General features: G+C 73.4%; 19 protein-coding genes and 2 pseudogenes. 12 read left to right on the top strand and 9 right to left on the bottom strand.

Translation table 11 applies throughout. The features are described from left to right. Positions 1-17 precede the first annotated feature (17 nt). Complete coding sequence (gene ctaD, locus CYQ11_RS06395) at positions 18-1,697, bottom strand: aa3-type cytochrome oxidase subunit I (protein WP_099202045.1); 1,680 nt, start codon at positions 1,695-1,697, stop codon at positions 18-20. Between the two features lie 484 nt (positions 1,698-2,181). Between ctaD and CYQ11_RS06390 the strand changes: the two genes are divergently transcribed. Next, positions 2,182-2,397, top strand: coding sequence for an I78 family peptidase inhibitor (locus tag CYQ11_RS06390; RefSeq protein ID WP_099202046.1), 216 nt, complete (start codon positions 2,182-2,184; stop codon positions 2,395-2,397). A gap of 92 nt (positions 2,398-2,489) precedes the next feature. Here CYQ11_RS06390 and CYQ11_RS06385 read toward each other — a convergent pair whose 3' ends face one another. Both CYQ11_RS06385 and CYQ11_RS06380 read right to left on the bottom strand, forming a co-directional pair. Then, complete coding sequence (locus tag CYQ11_RS06385; protein WP_181143593.1) at positions 2,490-3,503, bottom strand: phosphatase PAP2 family protein; 1,014 nt, start codon at positions 3,501-3,503, stop codon at positions 2,490-2,492. A gap of 261 nt (positions 3,504-3,764) precedes the next feature. Beyond that, positions 3,765-4,958 (bottom strand): glycosyltransferase family 39 protein, encoded by a 1,194-nt coding sequence (locus CYQ11_RS06380; protein ID WP_099202048.1) that lies wholly within the window; start codon positions 4,956-4,958, stop codon positions 3,765-3,767. A gap of 157 nt (positions 4,959-5,115) precedes the next feature. Between CYQ11_RS06380 and CYQ11_RS06375 the strand changes: the two genes are divergently transcribed. Both CYQ11_RS06375 and CYQ11_RS06370 read left to right on the top strand, forming a co-directional pair. Further along, positions 5,116-6,765 carry an MFS transporter gene (locus CYQ11_RS06375; protein ID WP_099202049.1) on the top strand — a complete coding sequence of 550 codons (1,650 nt, stop codon included), beginning with the start codon at positions 5,116-5,118 and terminating at the stop codon, positions 6,763-6,765. A gap of 89 nt (positions 6,766-6,854) precedes the next feature. Further along, positions 6,855-8,021, top strand: a complete 1,167-nt coding sequence (locus CYQ11_RS06370; RefSeq protein WP_398780530.1) for an acyl-CoA dehydrogenase family protein — start codon at positions 6,855-6,857, stop codon at positions 8,019-8,021. Positions 8,022-8,067: 46 nt separating this feature from the next. Here the strand turns inward: CYQ11_RS06370 and CYQ11_RS06365 are convergent, their stop codons facing one another. Further along, positions 8,068-8,502, bottom strand: coding sequence for a cell division protein SepF (locus CYQ11_RS06365; protein ID WP_099202051.1), 435 nt, complete (start codon positions 8,500-8,502; stop codon positions 8,068-8,070). A gap of 275 nt (positions 8,503-8,777) precedes the next feature. On the opposite strand from CYQ11_RS06365, the gene CYQ11_RS06360 reads away from it, so the two are divergent. The 5 genes from CYQ11_RS06360 to CYQ11_RS06340 all read left to right on the top strand — a co-directional run bounded on the left by CYQ11_RS06360 (position 8,778) and on the right by CYQ11_RS06340 (position 14,570). Beyond that, positions 8,778-10,010 carry a DUF5685 family protein gene (locus tag CYQ11_RS06360; RefSeq protein WP_099202052.1) on the top strand — a complete coding sequence of 411 codons (1,233 nt, stop codon included), beginning with the start codon at positions 8,778-8,780 and terminating at the stop codon, positions 10,008-10,010. A gap of 137 nt (positions 10,011-10,147) precedes the next feature. Beyond that, positions 10,148-10,942, top strand: a complete 795-nt coding sequence (locus CYQ11_RS06355; RefSeq protein WP_099202053.1) for a DUF1684 domain-containing protein — start codon at positions 10,148-10,150, stop codon at positions 10,940-10,942. A gap of 247 nt (positions 10,943-11,189) precedes the next feature. Beyond that, the gene (locus CYQ11_RS06350) at positions 11,190-12,110 is read left to right on the top strand and encodes a S1 family peptidase (RefSeq protein WP_099202054.1); all 921 of its coding nucleotides are present in this window, start codon (positions 11,190-11,192) and stop codon (positions 12,108-12,110) included. Positions 12,111-12,325: 215 nt separating this feature from the next. Beyond that, the gene (locus CYQ11_RS06345) at positions 12,326-13,210 is read left to right on the top strand and encodes a slipin family protein (RefSeq protein ID WP_240003664.1); all 885 of its coding nucleotides are present in this window, start codon (positions 12,326-12,328) and stop codon (positions 13,208-13,210) included. Between the two features lie 301 nt (positions 13,211-13,511). After that, positions 13,512-14,570, top strand: coding sequence for a S1 family peptidase (locus CYQ11_RS06340; RefSeq protein ID WP_240003652.1), 1,059 nt, complete (start codon positions 13,512-13,514; stop codon positions 14,568-14,570). A gap of 119 nt (positions 14,571-14,689) precedes the next feature. Here the strand turns inward: CYQ11_RS06340 and CYQ11_RS06335 are convergent, their stop codons facing one another. Together CYQ11_RS06335 and CYQ11_RS06330 are read right to left on the bottom strand one after the other, a co-directional pair. Next, positions 14,690-15,139 (bottom strand): subtilase-type protease inhibitor, encoded by a 450-nt coding sequence (locus CYQ11_RS06335; RefSeq protein WP_099202056.1) that lies wholly within the window; start codon positions 15,137-15,139, stop codon positions 14,690-14,692. A 529-nt stretch (positions 15,140-15,668) separates the two neighbouring features. Next, entirely contained in the window at positions 15,669-16,703 is a 1,035-nt protein-coding gene (locus CYQ11_RS06330) for a YhgE/Pip domain-containing protein (RefSeq protein ID WP_099202057.1), read from the bottom strand. A 214-nt stretch (positions 16,704-16,917) separates the two neighbouring features. Between CYQ11_RS06330 and CYQ11_RS06325 the strand changes: the two genes are divergently transcribed. The 3 genes from CYQ11_RS06325 to CYQ11_RS06315 all read left to right on the top strand — a co-directional run bounded on the left by CYQ11_RS06325 (position 16,918) and on the right by CYQ11_RS06315 (position 22,530). Beyond that, positions 16,918-20,397 carry a DNA polymerase III subunit alpha gene (locus CYQ11_RS06325; RefSeq protein ID WP_099202058.1) on the top strand — a complete coding sequence of 1,160 codons (3,480 nt, stop codon included), beginning with the start codon at positions 16,918-16,920 and terminating at the stop codon, positions 20,395-20,397. Then, positions 20,394-21,464: a DNA polymerase Y family protein gene (locus tag CYQ11_RS06320; protein ID WP_099202059.1), complete on the top strand. Its 1,071-nt coding sequence runs from the start codon at positions 20,394-20,396 to the stop codon at positions 21,462-21,464. Before CYQ11_RS06325 ends, CYQ11_RS06320 begins: the two co-directional genes overlap by 4 nt. 190 nt (positions 21,465-21,654) lie before the next feature. After that, a complete protein-coding gene (locus CYQ11_RS06315) occupies positions 21,655-22,530 on the top strand; it encodes an esterase/lipase family protein (protein ID WP_240003653.1) in 876 nt (291 codons plus the stop codon). Here the strand turns inward: CYQ11_RS06315 and CYQ11_RS06310 are convergent. The 3 genes and pseudogenes from CYQ11_RS06310 to CYQ11_RS06300 all read right to left on the bottom strand — a co-directional run. Beyond that, positions 22,527-22,886 (bottom strand): annotated as a pseudogene (locus CYQ11_RS06310) (transposase); the annotation flags it as partial. The gene CYQ11_RS06315 and the pseudogene CYQ11_RS06310 overlap by 4 nt on opposite strands. 107 nt (positions 22,887-22,993) lie before the next feature. Next, a complete protein-coding gene (locus CYQ11_RS06305) occupies positions 22,994-23,665 on the bottom strand; it encodes a class I SAM-dependent methyltransferase (RefSeq protein ID WP_099202061.1) in 672 nt (223 codons plus the stop codon). A gap of 155 nt (positions 23,666-23,820) precedes the next feature. After that, positions 23,821-24,123 carry a UCP032817 domain-containing protein gene (locus tag CYQ11_RS06300; protein ID WP_240003654.1) on the bottom strand — a complete coding sequence of 101 codons (303 nt, stop codon included), beginning with the start codon at positions 24,121-24,123 and terminating at the stop codon, positions 23,821-23,823. A gap of 2 nt (positions 24,124-24,125) precedes the next feature. Between CYQ11_RS06300 and CYQ11_RS30200 the strand changes: the two are divergent. Continuing rightward, a pseudogene (locus CYQ11_RS30200) lies at positions 24,126-24,349 on the top strand (transcriptional regulator); the annotation flags it as partial. Between the last annotated feature and the right edge of the window lie 5 nt (positions 24,350-24,354).

The raw sequence follows: 24,354 nt of genomic DNA, 5'->3' as shown, positions 1-24,354 counted from the left end.
CCAAAGCCCGCCGCCGCTCAGGCGGGCTCGGCCGCCGGTGACGGCTCGGCCCGGCGGGCGGTCTCCGGATGGTGGAGGTCGAAGGCCGGCGACTCGGAACGGATGCGGGGCAGGGTGACGAAGTTGTGCCGGGGCGGCGGGCAGGACGTCGCCCACTCCAGCGAACGGCCGAAGCCCCAGGGGTCGTCGGCGTCCACCCGCCGTCCGTACTTCGCGGTCTTCCCGACGTTGTAGAGGAACGGCAGGGTGGACAGGCCCAGCAGGAACGCGCCGATGCTGGAGACCGTGTTGAGGGCGGTGAACCCGTCGGCCGCCAGATAGTCGGCGTACCGGCGGGGCATCCCCTGCGCGCCCAGCCAGTGCTGGACGAGGAAGGTGGTGTGGAAGCCGGTGAACAGGGTCCAGAAGTGGACCTTGCCCAGCCGTTCGTCGAGCATCTTGCCGGTGAACTTGGGCCACCAGAAGTAGAAGCCGGCGAACATCGCGAAGACCACGGTCCCGAACACCACGTAGTGGAAGTGCGCCACGACGAAGTACGTGTCGGTGACGTGGAAGTCCAGCGGGGGAGAGGCCAGGATCACCCCGGTGAGCCCGCCGAAGAGGAAGCTCACCAGGAAGCCGGCCGACCACAGCATGGGCGTCTCGAAGGACAGCGAGCCCTGCCACATCGTGCCGATCCAGTTGAAGAACTTCACCCCGGTCGGCACGGCGATCAGGAACGACATGAACGAGAAGAACGGCAGCAGCACCGCCCCGGTGGCGAACATGTGGTGCGCCCAGACGACGACCGACAGGGCCGTGATGGACATGGTCGCGCCGATCAGCATGGTGTAGCCGAAGATCGGCTTGCGGGAGAACACCGGGATGATCTCGGTGATGATCCCGAAGAACGGCAGCGCGATGATGTAGACCTCGGGGTGGCCGAAGAACCAGAACAGGTGCTGCCACAGCAGCGCTCCGCCGTACGGGGCCTCGAAGACCACCGCCCCGAACCGGCGGTCCGCCTCCAGGCACAGCAGCGCCGCCGCCAGCACGGGGAAGGCCAGGAGGACCAGGATCGAGGTGAAGAGGACGTTCCAGGTGAAGACCGGCATCCGGAACATCGTCATCCCGGGGGCCCGCATCCCGATGACGGTGGTCAGGAAGTTGACCGCGCCGAGGATCGTACCGAAGCCGGACAGGGCCAGCCCCATGATCCACATGTCGGACCCCAGGCCGGGCGACCGGACCACGCTGTCCAGCGGCGCGTAGGCGGTCCAGCCGAAGGACGCGCCGCCCTCGGGCATCAGCAGGCTGCTCACGACGACGAGCCCGCCGAAGAGGTAGAGCCAGTAGGCGAACATGTTGAGCCGGGGGAAGGCCACGTCCGGCGCGCCGATCTGCAAGGGCATGATCGCGTTGGCGAAGCCGGCGAAGGCCGGGGTGGCGAACAGCAGCAGCATGATCGTGCCGTGGGCGGTGAACACCTCGTTGAACTGCTCGTTGCTGACCAGCTGGAGGCCCGGGCGGGCCAGCTCGGCCCGCATGACCATCGCGAGCAGGCCGGCGAGCAGGAAGAAGACGAACGAGGTGATCAGGTAGAGGTGGCCGATCTTCTTGTGGTCGGTGGTGGTCAGCCAGTCGACCAGGATCCGCCCCCTTCGCCTTCCCCCGGCCGGCCCGGCCGCCTCCTTGGCCCGCGCGGTGTCGCTCACCATCCGTGCCCCCTCGCTGTCGGCTCACGGGAACCGTGGTCCCCTTGCGTGAAGACGGGCACCCGCCATGATGCTCGCCGGGCGGTCCGCGCGCGAGGGCGCCTCTTACGACACCCCGTCAAACCGTGGTGCGCATCCGGGGTGTGAGGTGCCGGAACTTTATATTCCGCCGCGAATGGGGCATGGCCTCCCGAAGGGCACCCGGAATTCCCGGCCGGAGAAAATCCGGAAGGCGTCCGCACGGGAATTGCACCGGACAATGCACCACCCCGTTCCCCGCGTTCGGAAAAACTGTGGTGAATTCATCGGAAGTGTTTTGTGGAGGCTCCGGGAAGAGTGCGGGAAGGCTCGTACGAGTGAGCTGCGCGACCGTAAACCCGGCCGAGTTGTCTGTGACAGAAGTGTGACCAGTGGCGGACCCGGTCAGGACGGACGCCTGGGAGGGCCGGCTTCCGCGGCCGTGCCGGCGCGGCCTACGGTGGCCGGCATGGCACCTCTTCCGAACTTCCCCACCGACCCCGACGACGACCCCGCGGCCTACGTCGGCCTCGCCGCCGAGACCGCCGCGCGGCAGGCGCGCGAGCGCGGCTGGACGGACGTGCGGGCGCTTGCGCCCGGGGCGGTCATCACCCTGGAGTACCGGGTGGGCCGGCTGAACTTCGAGGTCGACGAGGGCGTGGTGCGGCGCTCCTGGAAGGGCTGACGGCACGGGCCGGCGCATGCGGCGAGGGCGGCCCCGTGACCTCACGGGACCGCCCTCGCCCTGCGTACCGGGTGTGCGTGCCGGCCGTCGCGTCAGGTGCCGGCGGTGCGGCCGCGGCCGGCGGCGGGGCCCAGCGGCGCGGTGCGCGGCGCCGACAGCGGCGGCCGGCGGCTGCCCGTCGGGGTGACCGGCGTGCGCTCGGAGCGGGACGTGTGCGGCCTGGCCGGCAGGTGCGGCCGGCCGTCGGGGACCCGGGAGGCGCCCCCGCCCGCCCGGCTTCCCGCGGCCACCGGCTCGCGCACGGGCAGCACGTCGTCGGCCGCCGGCCGCGGGGCGCCCAGCACGACGCCCGCGCCGGCCGGGACCGGGACGGCGGTGCCGCGCTCGCGCAGCCGCGCCCAGACGGTGAGCAGCCAGGCCTCGGCGCGGGCCATGAGCGGCTCGAACCAGGGCAGGACCAGCAGGACCAGCAGGCCGGCGGTCCAGCCGAGGGTCACGTCGCTCATCCAGTGCGTGCCCAGGTAGACCGTCGTCATCCCGACGCCCAGGGCGAGCAGCGCGGCGACCACCGAGGCGATCCGGCGGGTGCGCGGAGTGGTGGCCAGGTAGGCGAGCACGCCCCAGGTGACCACCGCGTTCGCGGTGTGGCCGGAGGGGAATATGTCGCCGCCGGCGAACATCTCGTTGGAGCCGATGGTGGTGGCGTAGTGCGGGCCCAGCCGGCCCATGCCGATCTTCGCGGCCCCCACGGTCGCGTTGAGCAGCAGCAACGACGTGCCCAGCACCAGCAGCGGGCGCAGGGTCTTCTGCTTGTGTGTGCGCCAGCCCAGCCAGGCGGCCACGGCCACGGCGGTCGGGCCGCGCTGGCCCAGGACCACGAAGTAGTCGAGGAAGGTGTGGATCTCCGGCCACTGCTTGTACGGCCGGAAGAGCATCACCTGCCAGTCGAACCGCACCGGCCAGGACGTGGTGAGCACGCCGACCACGATCGCCACATAGACCACGAAGGTCGCCACGAAGATGCCCAGACGGGTCCGGGTCATCCGTGGTCGCACGGGATCGGTGGGGCGCTCCTCCACATGGACGAGCTCGTCGTTGGTACGCACTCAATCGACGTTACATTGCGTAACAGGAGGCTTCGGCCGATCGAGGCGCTTTGTGATGACGATGTGATGTGGAATGCGTCTCAATCGTGCCGTGCCTCACGTTTGGACCGGCGGAATAAGAAACAGCTAAAGAGCCGCCGGGTGCCGTAGCCCGAAGACCCGCCCGCGGCAATTCCTTTTCGTGCGGCCCCGTTTATCGGGGATTGGCCGAGGGGTGTCGCGGCGTTTCCCGCCGGCCCGCCGGGCCGCCCCGGAATTCGATCATGGCGGCCCGGAGCCGTGCAGCCAGAAGGCACCGTAGACCGCCGACGCCAGCGCCACGGTCGTGAGCACCGCCGCGGCGCGCACCGTCCGTAGCCGTGCCAGGGCCACCGCCGGCGGCAGCAGCAGCGGGAACGCGGGCATCATCAGGCGCGGCTTCGAGCCGAAGTAGCCCTTGGCGGTCAGCGCCAGCAGCAGGACCGTGCCCGAGAAGACGAGCAGCGGCAGCGGCTGCCCCCGCCGCGCCCCGGCCACGTACAGCCAGACCACCAGCGCCACGCCGGCCAGCAGCGCGATCCCGGCGGGCCACGCCGGGCCGGCGAGCCGCTCACCGATGAAGGAGCCGAAGGCCAGCCCGCCGTCGAAGCCGTTGCCCCAGCCGCCCTGCACGTCCAGATAGCCGGTGACGCTGCCGGTCCGCACCCCCACCCAGGCGAAGTACGCCAGCCAGCCCAGGGGCGCGAGCAGCACACCGAGCAGGAGGCGCAGCGGCGGAGCACCCCGCTCGCCCCGCCGGTGCCGGCGCAGCAGCGTCACCGCCGCCGTGATCCACACGGCCGCCACCACCGCGGCCCCCACCGGCCGGGTCAGCCCGGCCAGCGCCGCCAGTGAGCCGGCCCCCACCCACCGGCCGGTCAGCACGCAGTACGCGCTCCAGGCGGCCAGCGCCGTGAAGAGCGCCTCCGAGTACGCCATCGACGCAACGATCCCCACCGGCAGCGCGGCCCACAGCCCCACCAGCGCGAGGCCCGCGCGGCGGCCGTGCAGACACTCGCCCACGGCGAAGATCCCCCAGGCGGCGAACAGCCCGGCGACGGCCGAGACCACCAGCCCCGCCTCGCCCGCCGAGAGGGGCAGGACGGCCGACAGCCCCCGCTCCAGCCACGGCAGCAGCGGGAAGAACGCCATGTCGGAGTGGACCTTGCCGCCCGCCAGATGAAGGGTGTAGCCGTATCCGTCCTCCGCGATCCGGGCGTACCAGAGCGAATCCCACCGCGCCGACAGCAGCCGGAGCGGGCCCTTGCCGTCCGCCAGTCCCCACAGCGCGAGCACCACCACGCCGAGCGCCCGCACCCCCGCGTACAGCAGCAGGGCGGCGACGGCCCGGCGCGGAGCGGCCGGGGACGCGGCCGCCCCACCGGGCGCGGAGGCCGGGGCGGGGGCCGTGCCGGAGCGGGAGGCGAGAGAGGTCATCGGTCGATTGTCCCAGGCCCCGCGACGTGAGAGGGGCCACGTGGGTCCGGGCGGGACTCGCGTACGCTGTCGACTCACCCGGCCCCCGGACTCCGCCGGGGCCGTAAGGCCCCCGGCCCGCGAGAAGGCCGCGAGCGCTCGACACGGAGGTAAGTGGATGTCCGGGACGACCACGGCCGGCCCCCGACGGCCGGTCGGTGTGCCCCGGCAGCGGCCCCGGCCGCGCCGCGCGGAAGGACGCGCCGCCGGCGGGGTGAGCCGGTGGACCGTGCTCGTCGTCCTCTGCGTGAGCCTGCTCCTCGTCGCCGTCGACGCCACCGTGCTGCACGTGGCCGTGCCCGCCGTCAGCGAGGACCTGCGGCCCGGCGCGATCCAGCTGCTGTGGATCGTCGACGTCTACCCCCTCGTCTGCGCCTCGCTGCTCATCCTCTTCGGCACCCTCGGCGACCGCGTCGGGCGCCGCAGGGTGCTGCTGCTGGGCTACGGCCTCTTCGGCCTGGCCTCCGCGCTGGCCGCCCTCGCCACGGTGCCCGAAGTCCTCATCGCGGCGCGGGCCCTGCTGGGCGTCGGCGGGGCGATGATCATGCCGGCCACGCTCTCCATCCTCCGGCAGGTCTTCCCCGACCGGCGGGAGCGGGCCGTCGCCATCGGCGTCTGGAGCGCGGTGGCCGCGGTGGGCGCGGCCCTGGGGCCGCTGGTGGGCGGACTGCTCCTGCAGCACTTCTGGTGGGGCTCGGTCTTCCTCATCAACATCCCGCTGATGCTGGTCACACTGCCCGTCGGGCGGTTGCTGCTGCCGGAGTCGACCGGGGACCGGAACGGACCCTGGGACGTGCTCGGCGCGCTGATGGCCGCGTTCGGGCTGTTCGGACTCGTCTACGGGGTGAAGCGCGTGGGCAGCGCCGAGCCCCTGTCCCTGTCGACGGTCGTCCCGGCCGCCCTCGGCGCCGCCCTCCTCGTCCTCTTCGTCCGCCGGCAGCGGCGGCGCCGGCACCCGCTGGTGGACCTCGCGATGGTCGCCCGTCCCGCGTTCGGGACGTCCGTGGGCTGCATCGTGCTGGCCCTGCTCGCGCTCGTCGGCCTGGAGCTGATAGCGGCGCAGTACCTCCAGCTCGTCCTCGGCCTCACCCCGCTGGAGACCGGACTGCGGCTGCTGCCGCTCACGCTCGCCGCGATGGCGGCCGGTCTCTCCGGTTCGCGGGTGCTCCAGCGGTTCGGGCCGCGGGCGATGGTCTGCGGGGGGTTCGTGCTCACTGCCATGGCCGTGCTCTCGCTGACCGTCATGGGCCACGACGACCGTCCCGTCGCGCTGACGCTGGGCTTCCTCCTGCTCGGCTTCGGGCTGGAGACCACGCTCTTCGGGGCGTACGAGTCGATGCTGAGCGAGGCCCCGGCGGAGTCGGCGGGCGGCGCGGCCGCGATCGGTGAGACCTCCTACCAGCTCGGTGCCGGCATCGGCATCGCCCTGCTGGGCAGCGTCATGAACGCGGCCTACGCGCCGGCGGTCGAGGCGGTGCCCGGTGTGCCGAGCGCGGCGGGCCGCGCGGCGAGCCACTCGCTGGGCGAGGCGTACGACGTCGCCGACCGGCTCGGCGGCCCCGCCGGCGCGGCCCTGCGCGCCGCCGCGCGGGACGCCTTCGTGCACGGCCTCCACACGGCCCTGGCGGTGAGCGCGGGTCTGTTGCTGCTGGGGGCGCTGGCCGCGCTGCGGCTGCCCCGCGGCCTGGAGTGCGCGGCCCCCGAGGTCGCGCCGGGCGCGGTGCCGGCGGGCCGGGGGCCGGGGCCGGACGAGGCGCCCGCGGGCTGAGGCCCGGGGCTGGACGGGTGCGGTTACCCGGAAGTAGCGTCAGGGGCGACCGGAGATCGTTCCCGTACCGCACCGTGCCGGAGGCCACCGTGTTCGACCCGCATGACCCGCTCGGCATCGACGACCTCCTCACCGACGAGGACCGGGCCATCCGGGACGCCGTGCGGCAGTGGGCCGCCGACCGCGTGCTGCCGCACATCGCCGGCTGGTACGAGCGCGGGGAGGCTCCCGTCCGTGAACTCGCCCGCGAACTGGGCGCCATGGGCGCCCTCGGCATGCAGCTCACCGGCTACGGCTGCGCGGGCGCGACCGCCGTCCAGTACGGCCTGGCCTGCCTGGAGGTGGAGGCCGCCGACTCCGGCATCCGCTCGCTGGTCTCCGTGCAGGGCTCGCTCGCGATGTACGCCATCCACCGCTTCGGCTCGGAGGAGCAGAAGGAGCGGTGGCTGCCGGGCATGGCCACCGGCGAGACCATCGGGTGCTTCGGACTGACCGAGCCCGACCACGGTTCGGACCCCGCGGGCATGCGGACCCACGCCAGGCGCGACGCCGGCGGCGACTGGGTGCTGACGGGACGCAAGATGTGGATCACCAACGGCTCGGTGGCCGGGGTGGCGATCGTCTGGGCCCGGACCGAGGAGGGGATCAGGGGGTTCGTCGTGCCCACCGACAGCCCCGGCTTCTCCGCACCCGACATCCACCACAAGTGGTCGCTGCGCGCCTCGGTCACCAGCGAACTGGTGATGGACGAGGTGCGGCTGCCCGCCGACGCGGTGCTGCCGGAGGCCGTCGGGCTGCGCGGGCCGCTGGGCTGTCTGAACCACGCCCGGTACGGCATCGTCTGGGGCGCCATGGGCGCGGCCCGCACCTGCTTCGAGACGGCGCTCGAGTACGCCCGGACGCGGGAGCAGTTCGGCAGGCCGATCGGCGGCTTCCAGCTGACGCAGGCCAAGCTGGCCGACATGGCGGTGGAACTCCACAAGGGGATCCTGCTGGCCCACCATCTGGGGCGGCGGATGGACGCGGGGCGGCTGCGGCCGGAACAGGTGAGCTTCGGGAAGCTGAACAACGTGCGGGAGGCGATCGAGATCTGCCGCACCGCGCGGACGGTCCTGGGCGCCAACGGGATCTCTCTCGAATACCCCGTCATGCGGCATGCGACGAACCTGGAGTCGGTGCTCACCTACGAGGGCACCGTGGAGATGCACCAGCTGGTGCTGGGCAAGGCGCTCACCGGCCTCGAAGCCTTCCGGTGAGCACCCGCCCGGGCGCAGGGCGTCCGCTCGGACGCCGGCTCGGACGTCAGCTCTGGTTGAAGAAGCCGCCGTTGGGACGGCCCCCTTCGCCGCTGACGACCTTGTAGTCGGCGGGGGTGAGCAGGAACACGCGGTTGGCCACGCGTTCGATCGAACCGCGCAGCCCGAACGTCAACCCGGCCGCGAAGTCCACCACCCGCTTGGCGTCGCTGGGCTCCATGCTCGTGAGGTTGACGATGACCGGTACGCCCTCCCGGAACAGCTCGCCGATGCCACGGGCGTCCCGGAAGCCGTCCGGGGTGACCGTGGCGATGCGGGTGCCCTGCTCCTGCGCGACCTCGTCGGCCACGCGGACCTTGGGGTTGGTCACCCAGGAGTCTCCAGGCTCGGGCCCCTCGGCGTACTCGTCGTCGTAGTAGCGCTCGTCATCGCTGTCGTCGACGAGGCCAAGCCAGGCACTCGCCTTGCGCACCGATCCCATGGACGCCTCCTCTCACACGCGGTGTCTTCCGCCCGCTCCTCTATGGTCGTCCATGATGCGGATGATGTGCCAAGTGGATGGCGGCCATGCGAGGATTTCGTGACGCATCTGGTGCAAAGCGGGTGGCGGTGCGTCAGAAACTCCTGGTGATTGGCCGCAGGCGCTGGACCTGGGCATATGCGGCATGGTTCGAGGAGTGCGGGCTCCGGCCCAGCACGATTGTCCCCGGTGATTAGGATGCCCGGGCACATCGACACCACACACGGGGGCACGTTTTGTTCGGGATCATCAGGCCATGCCGTCATCGGCTGTCCGAAGGCATGCGAACCGAGTGGATGGCCCACCTGTGCGGCCTCTGCCTCGCTCTGAAAGGCGATCACGGACAGTTCGCTCGAATAGCCACCAACTATGACGGGCTTGTCATATCCGTTCTCGTCGAGGCGCAGTCCGAGCGCGCGGGAGCGGACGCCTGGCGGCGCACCGCCGGCCCCTGTCCGCTGCGCGGCATGCGCGGCGCCTCGGTGGCGCAGGGCGAGGGGGCACGGCTGGCCGCCACGGTCTCGCTCGTCCTGGCCTCCGCGAAGATGCGCGACCATGTCGCCGACGGCGACGGGGCGTTGGCGCGGCGGCTGGTCGCGGCCGCGGCCCGCAAGGTCGCCGCCCGGTGGGACCGGGCGGGCGCGCGCACCGGATCGGAGCTCGGCTTCGACACGGCGGTCCTGGTGGACGCCGTCGAACGGCAGGCGGGGATCGAGTCGCTGGCCGGGCCGGGCACCCCGCTGCTGGAGGTGACCGAGCCGACGGAGACGGCGACCGCCGCGGCCTTCGGCTACACGGCCGTTCTGGCCGGCCGGCCGGGCAACCGGGAGGCGCTGGAGGAGGCGGGCCGGCTCTTCGGCCGCCTCGCGCATCTCCTGGACGCCGTCGAGGACCTGGCCGAGGACGCCCGGACCGGGGCGTGGAACCCCGTCACCGCCACCGGCGCCGAACTCGCCGAGGTGCGGCGGCTGTGCGACGACGCGGTGCACGGGGTGCGGCTGGCGCTGCGCGAGGTCGAGTTCGCGAGCAAGGCCCAGGGCAAGCTGGCCCACCTGCTGCTGGCCCACGAGCTGGAACGTTCCGTCGACCGGGCGTTCGGCACCCAGGCCGCCGCCCGCTGCGGCCACCAGGGACACTCCGGGCAGCCGCACCCGGCGGGGCCCGAGGGCGCGTTCGGGGCGCCGCCGGTCATGCCGCCGCCCGCCCCGCCGGAGCCGCCCCGGCGCCGGCGCGGGCTGATCGCCGGCTGTGCGGTGTGGACGGGGCTGTTCTGCACCGGCCAGGTGTGCTGCAAGGACCCCTACCAGGACCCGTGGAACGGCCAGCCCCGCGAGGGCTGGTGCGCCAAGTGCGCCGACAACTGCGACGGCTGCGGGGACGGTTGCGATTGCTGCGATTGCTGTGACTGCTGTAGCAAGTGTGGCGACGGGTGCGATTGCTGTGACTGTAGCTGCGACTGCGGCTGTTAGGGAGGGCATGGCGCGGGACGGCGTGGCCCAAGAGCCGTGCCCCACCCAGCGCGTGGCGCGTTCCGTGCGGGGCGCGCGGCGTCGGCGTCGCGCGGGGCGTCGCCCCGTTGCGCCGGGGGTGTGGAAGGGTGAGCGGCATGAGCACCGATGACGCTCGCCGGCGGTGGGAGGTGTGGCGCGAGGAACGTGCCGAGGCGGTCTCGGCGCCCTACGGCCCCCTCGCGCTCACCGGGACGCACTGGCTGGCGGAGGCGCCGGAGGGTCGAATTCCGGCCATCCCGGGGCGCTGGACGCCGGATCCCGGCGCCGGGAGCGTCCTGCTCTCCGCCGCCGCCGAGGACGGGCTGACCCTGGACGGGCGGCCACTGGAGGGCCGGGCCCGGCTCCGCCCCGACGGCGGACCCGCCGTCGCGCGGGTCGCGCACGGGGAGCGGAAGCTGCCGGTGCTGCGGCGCGAGGGGCTCTGGGCGGTGCGGGTCTTCGACCCGGGCTCACCGCGCCGCCGGGCGTTCGCCGGGATCGACGTCTTCGACCACGCCGTGCGCTGGGCGCTGCCGGGCCGCTTCCGTCCGTACGAGCGGGAGCGCGCGGTCCTGGTGGCGCACGCCGACGGGCGGGAACGGCCGCTGCGCCTGTCCGGCGAACTGGTCTTCGCCCTCGGCGGGGAGGAGTACACGCTCCAGGCCGGGACCGAGGCGGACGGCTCGCTGTGGGCGGTGTTCTCCGACGGCACCAGCGGGACGGCCGGTTACCGCTTCCGCTTCCTCAGGCTGCCCGCGCCGGAGAGCGGCCGGCCGGTGACCGTCGACTTCAACCGCGCCGTGCTGCCGCCCTGCGCGTTCGCCGACCACTTCATCTGCCCCTTCCCGCCCCCCGGAAACCGGCTGCCGTTCCCGGTGCCGGCCGGGGAGCGGAACCCGCTCACGCGCTGAGCCGTCGAAGCGGCGGGTCAGGGACATGCCACCACGGCCCCGGCGGCGGGCCGAGCCGTGGGGGCTCCTTGGTGTGCGCGGGGGGCGCGTCCGAAAGGCGCCCTTGCGCCGCCTGGCCCCCGGACCGAATACTCCCGAACAGCGCTTGTCAGGGGCACGGCGAAAGTGGAACCCGGTGTGTCCTTTTGGCTGCGCCTCACGGGCCCGCGCCCACCGCGGACCCCCGACCCCCTTCGGGAGGAAGAACGTGAGGATCAAGCGCACCACCCCCCACGGTGGCACCGACAGACGAACCAAGGCCCTCGCCGTGGCCTCCGGCCTCGTCGCCGTGTCCGCCCTCGTCGCCGGCACCGCCCACGCCGCACCCCCGGCCGCCGCCGTCCACTCCGCCGCCCTGGCCGCCACCGCGAGCGCGGCCGTGGAGTCGGCGGACGTCCCGGGCACGGCCTGGTCCCTCGACCCGACGACCAACACCCTCGTGGTCACCGCCGACTCCACGGTCCCGGCGGCCGGCCTCGAACGGATCAGACAGCGGGCCGGGGCGGCCGCCGACGCGATACGCGTCGAGCGCACCCCCGGCACCTTCCGCACGCTCCTCGCCGGTGGCGACGCGATCTACGCTCCCAGCTGGCGCTGCTCGGTGGGCTTCAACGTCCGCAAGGGCAGCACCTACTACTTCCTGACCGCCGGGCACTGCACCGAGGGCAAGCCGCCCTACTACGCCGACTCCGGCCACGCCACGAGCATCGGTCCCACCACCGGCACCAGCTTCCCGGGCAACGACTACGGGATCGTGCAGTACGCCAACGGTTCGCTCGCCCACCCCAGCGCCGTCGACCTCTACGACGGCAGCACGCAGCGCATCACCTCCGCCGGCAACGCGACCGTCGGTCAGAGCGTCAAGCGCAGCGGCTCCACGACCAAGGTGCACGGCGGCAAGGTCACCGGCCTCAACGCCACGGTCAACTACGGCAACGGCCAGATCGTGCGCGGCCTCATCAAGACCGACGTCTGCGCCGAGCCCGGCGACAGCGGCGGCGCCCTCTTCGCCGGCTCGACCGCCCTCGGCCTGACCTCGGGAGGCAGCGGCAACTGCCGTTCCGGCGGCACGACCTTCTTCCAGCCGGTCACCAAGGCGCTCAGTGCTTACGGAGTGAGCGTCTTCTGACGCCGTGGGTGACCCCCGGCGCCCCGGGCGGGAGGCCCGGGCGCCCACCGGACGTCTGACCGCGAGCGCGCTCCGCCCTTCCCCACCGCCTGCGGCCAGCGGCACACACACCGGGCCCCCGGCTCCCTGCGGGCCGGGGGCTCGACCGCACTCCGGCGCGGGCATACCGTGGACATATCACCTGACCTGTGGTGTCCGTACGGCAGGGGGTCGTGATGGTCGAGGACCTCGTGGTGGCAGGAGTGGCCGCCCTCTCGGCGGGCGCGGTGTACCTCATGGCCGCCGCCCGGGTGGTCAAGCAGTACGAGCGCGGAGTGGTGCTGCGGCTCGGGCGGCTGCGGTCCGACGTCCGCCAGCCGGGCCTCACCCTGATCGTTCCGGGCGTGGACCGGCTGCGCAAGGTGAACATGCAGATCGTGACCATGCCCGTCCCCGCCCAGGAGGGCATCACCCGCGACAACGTCACCGTGCGGGTCGACGCCGTCGTCTACTTCAAGGTCGTGGACCCGACCGAGGCCGTGATCCAGGTCGAGGACTATCGCTTCGCGGTCTCGCAGATGGCCCAGACCTCGCTGCGCTCGATCATCGGCAAGAGCGACCTGGACGACCTGCTCTCGAACCGGGAGAAGCTCAACCAGGGTCTGGAGCTCATGCTCGACAGCCCCGCCGTGGGGTGGGGCGTGCACATCGACCGGGTGGAGATCAAGGACGTCTCGCTGCCGGAGACGATGAAGCGCTCGATGTCGCGGCAGGCGGAGGCGGAGCGGGAGCGCCGGGCCCGGGTGATCAACGCGGACGCGGAGCTGCTGGCCTCGAAGAAGCTGGCGGAGGCCGCGCAGACGATGTCGGAGCAGCCCTCCGCGCTGCAACTGCGGCTGCTGCAGACGATCGTGGCGGTGGCGGCGGAGAAGAACTCGACCCTGGTCCTGCCGTTCCCGGTGGAGTTGCTGCGTTTTCTCGAACGGGCCCAGGGGGGTGAACGGGCCCAGGGGGGTAAGGATTCCGCTCCTCCGGCGGGGACGCCCGAGGTGACCTCGGAGCGGGTCCCGATCGAGGGGGCGGAGGAACCGCCGGACCCGGGGGCCGTGGGGCACGCCTGAGGGCCGGCCCCGCCTTCTCGCCCTTTTCCCGCGCCGGGCCAGCCCCCATCGCGCCGCGCGCACAGCGGTAGTGGGGGGTGACGGAGAGCATCACCCGGCGCTCGCGCGTGGTGGGGGCGCGCGCATGGGCATGCGCGCGACTGGAAGTCGCCCTTGTGCACTCCCTCCGTGGATGGGGACACTCGACGGACCAACTTGGCATGGACGCGACCTCCTCTCGGGGGTGCGGCTGTGTCGTTGTCCTCCGGGCCCGCTCGCCTGACACACGCGAGCGGGCCCACCCCCCACTGGAGGTGCCGAGTTGAAGATCCGTCGGATGCCGGCGCGCGCCGTGCGGGCCGCCACGGCCGTCGTCGCCCTCGCGGCGGTGGCCCTCGTCCCCGTGCGGGCCGGGGCGTCGTCCGGGCGACCGGCCGCCGTGCTCTCCGCGCCGTCGGCCGCGCGGCTGGCCACGTCGCTGGCCGCCGAGTTGAAGGGGGCGGCCGCCGGCTCGTACTACGACGGAAGGACCGGCGCGCTCGTGGTCAACGTCCTGGGGCCGGCCGCCGAGGACGCCGTGCGCGCGGCGGGCGCCGAGCCCCGGCGGGTGCGCTTCTCCCAGGCGCGACTGGACGCGGCCCGGCGGGTGCTGGGCAGCCGCGCCGCCATTCCCGGCACCGCCTGGGTGGCCGACCCCAGAGCCAACCGGGTCGTGGTGACCGCCGACCCCACCGTCACGGGAGCGAGGATGGCCCGGCTCACCGAGGTCACCGAAAGCCTCGGCGACGTGGTGGTGGTGCGCAGGACCGCCACCCGGCTCACCCGGCTGCTGGCGGGCGGCGACGCCATCTGGGGCCGGACGGCCCGCTGTTCGCTGGGGTTCAACGTCACCAAGGGCGGCGAGGCCTACTTCCTGACCGCCGGACACTGCGGCAAGGCCGTCCCGAACTGGTCCGACTCCCGCGACGGCCGGGAGGTCGCGGTCACCGTCGCCTCCGTCTTCCCCGGCCGTGACCACGCGCTGGCCAGGTACACCGCCGGCACCGACCACCCCGGCGCGGTCACGGGCGGGGGCGCCATCACCCGGGCCGGGCGGGCGGCCGTCGGCCAGGCGGTGTCGCGCAGCGGCTCCACCACCGGCACCCACCACGGCAGGGTCACCGGGCTCGACGCGACCGTCAACTACGCCGAGGGCAGGGTCGACGGGCTGATCAAGGCGGACGTCTGCGCCGAGGCGGGGGACAGCGGCGGCCCCCTCTACGACGGCGACACCGCCCTCGGCCTCACCTCGGGCGGCAGCGGCGACTGCACGACGGGCGGCGAGACCTACTACCAGCCGGTCGAGGACGCCCTGCGGACGTACGGCGTGCGCGTCGGCTGAAGCGGGCCGCGGCGCCCGCCCCATGGACGGCGGCCCCCGGACACACCTCCACGGTGTCCGGGGGCCGCCTCACCGCCCCGGTCGCGCCGGGCGGGTCGTACAGGCCGGGTGCCGGCCGGTCAGAACTCGAAGACCGTGCCCTTGCCCGCCTTCATCTCGCACGGGTTGGCGAACGTGTGCTCGTAGCTCACGCGCTTGCCTTCCCAGACGCCCTGCGCCGTCACGACGATCGGGTTCCACTCCCGGGTGCAGAAGGTGCCGGACTTGATCGTGGTGATCTTGTCGAAGTCACCGCCGGCGGCGCGCAGCTGGGCGCAGGCCCCGCTCGCGTCGGGGTGGGAGCCGGTGGCCTTGGGCGTACAGGTGAGCGTGACCGCCCGCTGCACGCCCGCCTGGGCGGCCGAGTCACCCTGGCCGACGGTCAGCACCAGCGCCGAAGGCGCGTAGAGGCTCTGCGTGTGGGCCGGGGGTATGGGCGTCGGGGCGGCGCTCGCCGACGTCCCGATGCCCACCAGGCCGCCCAGTGCCAGCGCGGCTCCCAGCGCGATCCCCCCAGTGACGTACCGCATTCCGAACACTCCCTTGCTCGTGGCTGCTGATAACGGTCGGCAGTCTGGCCCAAGTCGAGCATGAATGCACTCCGATCGAACACTTTCAGTCGCTGATTGAAAACCCTGTGTAGCGCCCGAGGTTGGCTCGATCTGATGCGGGCCAGACCTTCCCGTGTGCCCCGGGAGGACGGTGATCTCACATCGACGCCCGACTTGGGTGGGAAGAGGGGGAATTATTGTTTCAGGCGTGTTAACCAGCGAAGATGCCTTGTAATCATCGATTGAATATCAAATAGGCCTGCGAAAACATGATTTGCTCAGGCGATGACCATCGGATCTAATGATCCTCAAGCTCGTTCGGCGACCTTCGGGGGTGCGGCCGAAAAGCGGCTGCTCCCTTGGCCGTGCGGCGGTACGGACCTTTCCCGGGTGGGGCAGCAATGGCCGAAGAGTACTCAGACCGACCGTTCGGTCTGGGTGTTCCGGGGGCTCGTGTGCCGCCGCCCGTGGAGGGGACGGGCGGGGCGGCACACGAGCCCCCGGCCCGTCACCAGTCGGCGGGGGAGCGCGGGCCCCTGACCGCCGCGCACACCAGCGCGACCACCGCGCCGGCCACCGCCCACGCCGACAGCACCAGCAGCGGGCCGGTCAGCGCGTTGCCGTCGAAGTAGGCGACGGACCGGGCCGACCAGGTGCCCGCCCCCGGGGGGAGGGCCGGCCCGATGGCGCGCCAGAAGGGCGGCAGCAGGGGGTAGGGGTAGGCCCCGCCCGCGCTCGGATTGCCCAGCACCACGACCAGTCCGATCGCGAGCCCGATGCCGACCACCCCCGCGAGCCCCTGGAGGGCCAGGGTCAGGGCGCCGACGGCGAAGACCACCAGGGCGCCCAGGCCCCACAGGGCCGCGAGGCTCCCGGGCAGCGCGTCGAGGACCGGGCCCGCGATGACGGCGCCGAGCAGGCCCGCGCAGACGGCGTAGCAGGCGATCGCGCCGAGCCGGATGACGGCCCGGTGGAGGTTGGCGGGCCGCGCCCCCGCGCTGATGGCGAGGATCGCGGCGCACAGATAGCCGCCCACGCACCAGCCCACGACCAGGTAGAACGACGTCAGTCCGCGGGCGTCGCCCGAGGCCGCCGGGGCGGTGTCGATGACGCGCAGCGTGCGCCCCTCGGCCTTCTCGGCCCGGGTGACGACCGCCTCGGCGGCCTGGGCGAGCGAGGCGCCGGCGCCGCCGGCGGTCAGCAGGGTGTCGGTGGTGCCGCGCGGGTCGACCACGAGCGCCGCGTCGAGGTCCCGTTCGCCGATCTGCCGGCGCGCCTCGGGCGCGTCGCGGACCGGGCGCGGATCCAGGGGGTCGCCGGGCAGCCCGCGGAGCTTGTCCACGAGCTGGCCGCTGATCTGCCGGGGCGCGACCACGCCCAAGGAGATGTCCTTGGGCACGGGGTGGTGGAAGGCGCCGATGTAGGAGGCGATGAAGCCCAGCTGGAGCACCAGGGTGCCGATCACCAGCAGTGCGGCCCGGCCCGTCACCGCCTGCCGGGCCTCCTGGAGGAGGCGGGAGGGGCCCCCGGGGGTGCAGACCATGCGTCGCTCCTCTGTGCTGCGTGCGCCGGCCGTCTTCCGCGCCGCCTTCCGTCGCCCGTGGGCCTCCTTCCGAGCCTGCGGGCGCGGGCGGGCGGACGCAGGCGGGAGAGACCGTTCGAGCGACGCTGTTCGTACGAACGTTCGAGTATTGGTTTATGGTGGAGAGCGCGGGCGAAAGGATTCGGCCAAGGGGGAGCGAACGGCAGGAGGTGCGATGGCGGGCTTCACGCACCTGCACACCGCATCGGGGTTCTCGATGCGGTACGGCGCCGCGCACCCCGAGCTCCTGGCCGAACGGGCCGCCGAGCGCGGCATGGACGCGGTCGCCCTCACCGATCGCGACAGCCTCGCCGGAGCGGTCCGGTTCGCCCGGGCGAGCGCCCGGGCCGGGGTGCGGCCGCTGTTCGGCGTGGACCTGGCCGTGCGGGAGCCGCTGCCGGCGCCCGGCCCCACGGCGCGGCACCGCGCCCCCGTGCGCGGCGGGGCGTTCGTCGACGAGTCGGCACCCCGCGCCGTCTTCCTCGCCCGCGACGGGGCGGCCGGCTGGGCCGCCCTGTGCGGGCTGGTCTCCGCCGCCCACGCCGGCGACGCCTCCCGGGCCGGGGGCTCCGGGGCGGGCGCCGCACGCCCCGAACTGGACCGGACGGACCTCGCCGAGGCCGCCGCCGGCCTGCGCGCCCCACTGACCGTGCTGCTCGGCCCGGACTCCGAGGTCGGCCGCGCGCTCGCCGCCGGGCGCCCCGACCGGGCCGCGCGGCTGCTGGCGCCCTGGCGCGAAATGTTCGGTGACGGCCTGCGGCTGGAAGTCGTCTGGCACGGCCGCACCGGCCCCGGCACCGGCCCCGGCTCCCTGCGACTGGCCGCCCGCACCGCAGGCTTCGCCGCCGACCAGGGCGTGCGGGCCGTCCTGACCAACGCCACCCGCTACGCCGACCCCGGGCAGGGGCCCGTCGCGGACGTGCTCGACTCCGCCCGCCGGCTGGTACCCATCGACACCCGCAGGCCCGAGGCCCTGGACGGCGGCGAGCGCTGGCTCAAGGACCCGGCCGCCATGGCCGCCGTCGCCGACCGGGTCGTGGAGGCCGCCGGGTTCCGCCGCGCGGCCGCGCACCGGCTGCTGGCCATGACGCAGGAGGCCGCCGCCGAGTGCCTCGTCGACCCCGAGGACGACCTGGGCCTGGGTTCGGTGCACTTCCCCGAGCCGCACCTGGTCGGAGCCGGCCGCCGCAGCGCCGCCCGGGTGCTGCGCTCCCGCTGCGCCGGGGCCATGGTGCTGCGCGGCCACGACCGCGACCGGCGCTACTGGGACCGGCTGGAGGAGGAGCTGCGCGTCATCGAGGCGCGCGGCTTCCCCTCGTACTTCCTCACCGTCGCCCAGGTCGTCGACGACACCCGCGCGCTCGGCATCCGCGTCACCGCCCGGGGCTCCGGCGCGGGCTCGCTGGTCAACCACCTGCTCGGCATCGCGCACGCCGACCCCGTCGCCCACGGCCTGCTCATGGAGCGCTTCCTGTCCGTGCGCAGGGCCGCACTGCCCGACATCGACATCGACGTCGAGTCCGCCCGCCGCCTGGACGTCTACCGGGCGGTCTTCGACCGCTTCGGCGCCGAGCGCGTCGCGACCGTCTCCATGCCCGAGACCTACCGGGTCCGGCACGCCGTGCGGGACGTGGGCGCGGCCCTCGGTATGGACCCGGCCGAAGTGGACCGCCTCGCCAAGGCGTTCCCGCACATCCGGGCCCGGGACGCCCGCGCGGCGCTCGCCGAACTGCCCGAGCTGCGGGGCGTGGCGGCCGAGGAGCACGGCCGGCTGTGGGAGCTGGTCGAGGCGCTGGACGCGCTGCCGCGCGGGATCGCCATGCACCCCTGCGGCGTGCTGCTGTCCGACGCCTCCCTGCGGGCCCGCACCCCCGTGGTGCCGACCAGCGGCGAGGGGTTCGCGATGTCGCAGTTCGACAAGGACGACGTGGAGGAGCTGGGGCTGCTCAAGCTCGACGTGCTGGGCGTGCGGATGCAGTCCGCCATGGCGCACGCGGTGGCCGAGATCGAGCGCGCCACCGGGCGGCGGATCGACCTGGACGACCCGGCGCAGGTGCCGCCGGGCGACCGCAGGACCTACGAGCTGATCCGCTCCACCGAGACGCTCGGCTGCTTCCAGATCGAGTCGCCCGGCCAGCGCGACCTGGTCGGCCGGCTCCAGCCCGCGGACTTCCACGACCTCGTGGTCGACATCTCCCTCTTCCGGCCGGGTCCGGTCGCGGCCGACATGGTCCGCCCCTTCGTCGAGGCCCGGCACGGCCGCGCCCCGGTCCGCCTCCCGCACCCCGACCTGGCCGAGACCCTGGGCGAGACGTACGGCGTGGTCGTCTTCCACGAGCAGATCATCGAGATCCTGCGGATCATGACCGGCTGCGACCGGGGCTTCGCCGACGAGACGCGGCGCGCCCTGTCCGACCCCGAACTGCTCGGCCGCGTCCGCACCTGGTTCGCCGGCCGGGCGCGCGAGCGCGGCTACGCACCGGACGTCGTCCGCCGCACCTGGGAGATCGTCGAGGCGTTCGGCTCCTACGGCTTCTGCAAGGCGCACGCGGTGGCGTTCGCCGTGCCGACCTACCAGTCGGCCTGGCTCAAGGCGCACCACCCGGCCGCCTTCTACGCGGGACTGCTCACCCACGACCCGGGGATGTACCCCAAGCGGCTGCTGCTCGCGGACGCGCGGCGGCGCGGGGTGCCGATCCTGCCGCTGGACGTGAACCGTTCGGGGGCCACCCATACGATCGAACTGGTGTCCGAGAAGGAGGGCTTCGGCATCCGCCTCGCGCTCTCCGAGGTGCAGGGCATCAGCGAGGCCGAGACACGGCGGATCGTGGCCGGACGGCCGTACACCTCGCTCCAGGACCTGTGGCGGCGCGCCCGCCCCGCCCGGCCCGTCGCCGAACGGCTGGCGCGGGTCGGCGCGCTGGACGCCTTCGGCACCAACCGCCGGGACCTGCTGCTGCACATCGCCGAACTCCACCGGCACGGCCGGGCCGGCTCCGCCGACCAGCCGACGCTGATCGACAGCGCCCGCGCCGAACCGGTCGGCCTGCCCGACCTGGACGCGGCCGAACGGCTCGGCGCGGAGCTGAACGTGCTGGGCATGGACACCTCGCGGCACCTGATGTCCGACCACCGGGCCTTCCTCGCGGAACTGGGCGCGATCCCCGCCCGGCGCCTGCGCGACGCGCGGCACGGTGAGACCGTCCTGGTCGCGGGCGCCAAGGCCGCCACCCAGACCCCGCCGGTCCGCTCCGGGCGCCGGGTCATCTTCACCACCCTCGACGACGGCACGGGCCTGGTGGACTGCGCCTTCTTCGACGACAGCCACGAGGCGTGCGCCCACACGGTCTTCCACTCCTGGCTGCTGCTCGTCCGGGGCGTGGTCCAGCGGCGGGGCCCGCGCAGCCTGAGCGTGGTGGGCGCCGCGGCGTGGAACCTCGCGGAGCTGACCGCGCTGCGCGCCGAGGGCGGGCTGGGGGCGGTGGCGGCCGTGCTCGCCGACGGCACGGCACCGGCCGCTCCCGCGCCGGGACGCCGCATCCGCATGTCCACCGGCTACACCATGCACCCGTGGGCGGACCTGCGGCCGGCGGGCGAGGGGGCGGCCACGGGACGGAAGCTGTGGCACGCGAGCCAGGGGAGCGCGGGACGATGAGCGCGCGAGGCGTCCTCTCCCCGGTCCCGTCCCCGGGCCCACCGCCGGCGCGGCCCGGCGGGCCGGGGTGCGGCACGACCGTCCTCTACGTGCACTTCCACCCGGCGGCCGGCACCGCGGCCCTCGACGAGGAGACCTACGACGGCCTCCTCGGCCTCCTCGCCGAAGTGACGCCCGTCGTCGAGGCGTTGCCGCCCGACGCCGCGCTCCTGGACGTCCGCGGCGCCACCCGGTACTTCGGCCACGACCCGGTCGAGCTGGCGGAACTGCTGCGCGTCCGCACCCTCGCCCGGTACGCGGCCGACTGCACCGTCGGCATCGCCGCCAACCCGATGCTCGCCCGGATGGCCGCGCAGGACGGGGCGCCCGGGGCGATCCGCACCCTGGGCGCCGAGCCGGACGCCGTCGCCGCGTTCCTGGCGGGCAAGCCGGCCGCGGCACTGTACGGGGTGGGCCCCGCCACCGCCCGCACCCTGTGCTCGTACGGACTCGACAGCGTCGGCCGGATCGCCGCCGCGCCGCTGCCAGCGCTCCAGCGCATCCTCGGCGCGGCCGCCGGGCGGCGGATCCACGAGCGGGCGCGCGGCGTCGACCCGACGCCCGTCACCCCGGACGCGCGGGCCCGCTCGATGGGCGCGGAGCACCGCTTCGGCGGCGACGAGCTGGACGCCGCGCACCGGCGCCGCGCGCTGCTCGCGCTCGCCGACGGGCTGGGGGCGCGGATGCGGCGGAGCGGCCAGGTCGCCCGCGGCCTGAAGCTCACCGTCCGGTACGCGGACGGCTCGTCGACCACCCGGACCCGGGCCTTCCCAGAACCGACCGCGCACACTCCCGAACTGACAGCCGTCGCCTATGCGTTGCACGCCTCGCTCGGTCTGCAGCGGGCCAGGGTGCGGGCCGTGGCGCTGCGCGCCGAAGGGCTGGACGCCGCCGAACACGCCGCCCACCAGCTGACGTTCGACCCCGCGGACGAGAAGGCCCGCCGGGTCGAGGAAGCCGTCGACCGGGCGCGGGCGCGCTTCGGCATGGGCGCAGTGGGGCCGGCCGCCACGCTGGACGTCGCCTGAGTCGTCCCTGGGAAACCTGTCAGTTTGCTTGACGAAAGCAAGAACTTCCCTCCACCCTACTCCGAAGTAAGTTAACGCGTATTTAATACGCCGGTAACGCCCTATGGTTTCCGGTGCGGTTCGGCGTATCCACCCCCCTGAGCCCCGGTACTCCCCGTATGCACCCCCACCCCCACCGCGAGGAGCCCCTGTGAAGTCGCGCCGGAGATCCTGGAGATCGCTGCCCACGCTCCTGTCCGCCCTGGCCCTGGCCGTGACCGCCGCCGTGGTGCCCCAGGCCGCGGCCGCCGCCACCGCACCCGTCGTCAGCAGCGGCTGGAACGACTACTCCTGCAAACCGTCCGCCGCCCACCCCCGCCCCGTCGTCCTCGTCCACGGCACGCTGGAGAACTCCACCAACAACTGGTGGTCCTTCGCGCCCTATCTGGCCAGACGCGGGTACTGCGTCTTCTCCCTGGACTACGGCAGGCTCCCCGGCGTGCCCTACTTCGGCGGCCTCGGCCCCGTCGCGGCGTCGGCGGGTGAGCTGGCCGTCCACGTGGACAAGGTGCTGAAGGCCACCGGTGCCGCCAAGGCCGACCTGGTCGGCCACTCGCAGGGCGGCATGCTGCCGCGCTACTACACCAAGTTCCTCGGCGGGGCGCCGAAGGTGAACGCCATCGTCGGCATCGCCCCCAACAACCACGGCACGACCCTGTCCGGGCTGACCGGGCTGCTGAACGTGGTGCCCGGCGCGCGCGACGCCATCCGCGGCACCGCCCCCGGGCTGACCGACCAGGTCGTCGGCTCGGAGTTCATGCGCAAGCTCAACGAGGGCGGCGACACCCTCCCCGGCATCCGCTACACCGTCATCGCGACCAGGTGGGACGAGGTCGTCACCCCCTACCGGACGCAGTTCCTCTCCGGCCCGGGCGTCCGCAACGTCCTGGTCCAGGACCTCTGCCCCGTCGACATCTCCGAACACCTGGCCCTGGGCACGATCGACCGCATCGCCTTCCACGAGGCCGCGGGGGCCCTCGACCCGGAACACGCCACACCCGCCAACTGCGCGACCCTGCTGACCTAGGTTCTGTCTGACAAACGATCTTGGGCGGGTTCTCGGAGCCAGAGGATGAGTGCGGCGAGGTGGACCCCGGCCTTGTAGCGGGTGGCGAGTTTGTCGAAGCGGGTGACGATCGCGCGGAACTGCTTGACGCGGTTGAAGCAGCGTTCGACCACGTTGCGGGCCTTGTGGAGCTCGCGGTCGAAGGCCGGCGGCCTGCCGCCGGCCTGTCCGCGCCGCAGGCGGTTGGCCTTCTGGTCGGACCGTTCCGGGACAACGGCCTGGATGCCCCGCCCGCGCAGGACCTGGCGGATCGCCCGGGACGAGTACGCCTTGTCCGCGATGACCGCGGCCGGCCGGCGGCGTGGCCGTCCGCCGCCGGCACCCGTTCAAGCACCCAGCACGCGTGTCACCAACGTCCCGGGACAACACACCTAGGCGCCCTCGGAACTCAGGCTGTATTCGTGACGTGACCGTCCTGCCGAGGTCAGGCGACGCCGGCGCGCACGAGGAGGGTCCCGAGGGTCTCGTCGCCTGGCGGGGGCACGATGCGCGCGTCGATGTCCGTGAACCCGCTGCGCTTGAGCAGGTCGGCCCACGTCTGGGGTGGGTACTGCCAGCGCAGGACCGTGAGTTGCCGTTCCCGGCCTTCGAGCCACTTCCCGCGCATCTGCTGGGGGCCGTAGGCGTCGGGGCCCGGCTCGGCGTGGCTGAAGATGAAGACGCCTTCCGGCGCCAGGCGCTTGGCGACCAGCGGGAGTAGCTGTTCGGGGTCGGTGAACCAGACGGCGCCCCACATGGAGTAGATCGCGTCGTATTCGGTGGCCTCGGTGACGAGGAAGTCGCAAACGTCGGCGTGGATGAAGGTGACGCCTGGTTCGTTCGCCCACCAGCGGCGGGCGCGCTCGGTTTGGAACGCGGAGAAGTCGACGCCCGTGACCTGGGCGCCGCGGCGGGCCAGGTAGACGGCGTCGGCGCCTTCGCCAGGGCCAAGCTCCAGAACCGTGCGCGGCGTGCCGAGGAGTTCGGGGCCGGGGCCGTGGCCGGGGAACTGTGTCCACTCGAACTGGCCCGGCTCGGGGGCCGGCTGCGCGCCCCCGCCCCGGTAGGGCTTGTAGAGGTCCCAGTACTCGGCGGGGGTGAGGGGCGGGTGGGGCATGGGGCTCCTCGCGGGGAACGGCGGGCCACGTGAGTTCGCCACCGTACTGGTGCCGCCCGGCTGCCGAGGCGGGCTTACCGAAGTCCGCCCGCTCGGCCCATGAAGCGGCCCGGGAGCGCTCGCGGCGCTCCCGGGCCTGACCGTTTCCGGTTCACTCAGTGACAACTGGTGCCCGGTGCGCATGGGCCGCACTTGGCGTAGTCGGCTTCCCAGAGCTTCCAGTCCACCTCGAACCCGTTCTCTGCGATGATCTTCGCTGTGCGTTCCACCGAGCCGTCGTACTTGAACTCGATCTCGGGGATGTGCTCCAGGAATCGGCCCTGGAAGTGCTCGGCGCAGAACTCCCGGTAGTTCCTGGTGTCGAGGATGAAGGTGTGAACGGCGATGTCCACGGTGCGGCCGCAGCACATTTCCAGCTTCTGGCCCCACTTCTCCATGGCCGTGATCAGGTACGACACGGCCGCGAGCCGAACGGCGCGCCCGCATGCGCACCGACCTCGCCCGCGCTGGTGGCAGTGGGACAAACCTCAGCAGACCGCCGATGCCCTCCTCCATGCCCTGCGCGTTTCCCCGGCAGAGGTACGGGACCGGCCCGCCATCCGGCGAGTCGCCAGCGACTTGGTCACCCGGCACCCGCGTACTGCTGGCGTGCGGGAACTGGCCTCGGCCCTAGGACCTGTCTGATAATT

Origin of the sequence: Streptomyces cinnamoneus, assembly GCF_002939475.1 — a bacterium.
Lineage (GTDB): Bacteria > Actinomycetota > Actinomycetes > Streptomycetales > Streptomycetaceae > Streptomyces > Streptomyces cinnamoneus_A.
This window is presented reverse-complemented; position numbering and strand designations above follow the sequence as displayed.

Coding starts and splice junctions, on each gene's coding strand:
- CYQ11_RS06375 (WP_099202049.1), top strand. CDS start 5,116: ATGTCCGGGACGACCACGGCCGGCCCCCGACGGCCGGTCGGTGTGCCC.
- CYQ11_RS06305 (WP_099202061.1), bottom strand. CDS start 23,665: ATGCCCCACCCGCCCCTCACCCCCGCCGAGTACTGGGACCTCTACAAG.
- CYQ11_RS06380 (WP_099202048.1), bottom strand. CDS start 4,958: ATGACCTCTCTCGCCTCCCGCTCCGGCACGGCCCCCGCCCCGGCCTCC.
- CYQ11_RS06330 (WP_099202057.1), bottom strand. CDS start 16,703: ATGGTCTGCACCCCCGGGGGCCCCTCCCGCCTCCTCCAGGAGGCCCGG.
- CYQ11_RS06355 (WP_099202053.1), top strand. CDS start 10,148: ATGAGCACCGATGACGCTCGCCGGCGGTGGGAGGTGTGGCGCGAGGAA.
- CYQ11_RS06325 (WP_099202058.1), top strand. CDS start 16,918: ATGGCGGGCTTCACGCACCTGCACACCGCATCGGGGTTCTCGATGCGG.
- CYQ11_RS06335 (WP_099202056.1), bottom strand. CDS start 15,139: ATGCGGTACGTCACTGGGGGGATCGCGCTGGGAGCCGCGCTGGCACTG.
- CYQ11_RS06320 (WP_099202059.1), top strand. CDS start 20,394: ATGAGCGCGCGAGGCGTCCTCTCCCCGGTCCCGTCCCCGGGCCCACCG.
- CYQ11_RS06365 (WP_099202051.1), bottom strand. CDS start 8,502: ATGGGATCGGTGCGCAAGGCGAGTGCCTGGCTTGGCCTCGTCGACGAC.
- ctaD (WP_099202045.1), bottom strand. CDS start 1,697: ATGGTGAGCGACACCGCGCGGGCCAAGGAGGCGGCCGGGCCGGCCGGG.
- CYQ11_RS06390 (WP_099202046.1), top strand. CDS start 2,182: ATGGCACCTCTTCCGAACTTCCCCACCGACCCCGACGACGACCCCGCG.
- CYQ11_RS06345 (WP_240003664.1), top strand. CDS start 12,326: ATGGTCGAGGACCTCGTGGTGGCAGGAGTGGCCGCCCTCTCGGCGGGC.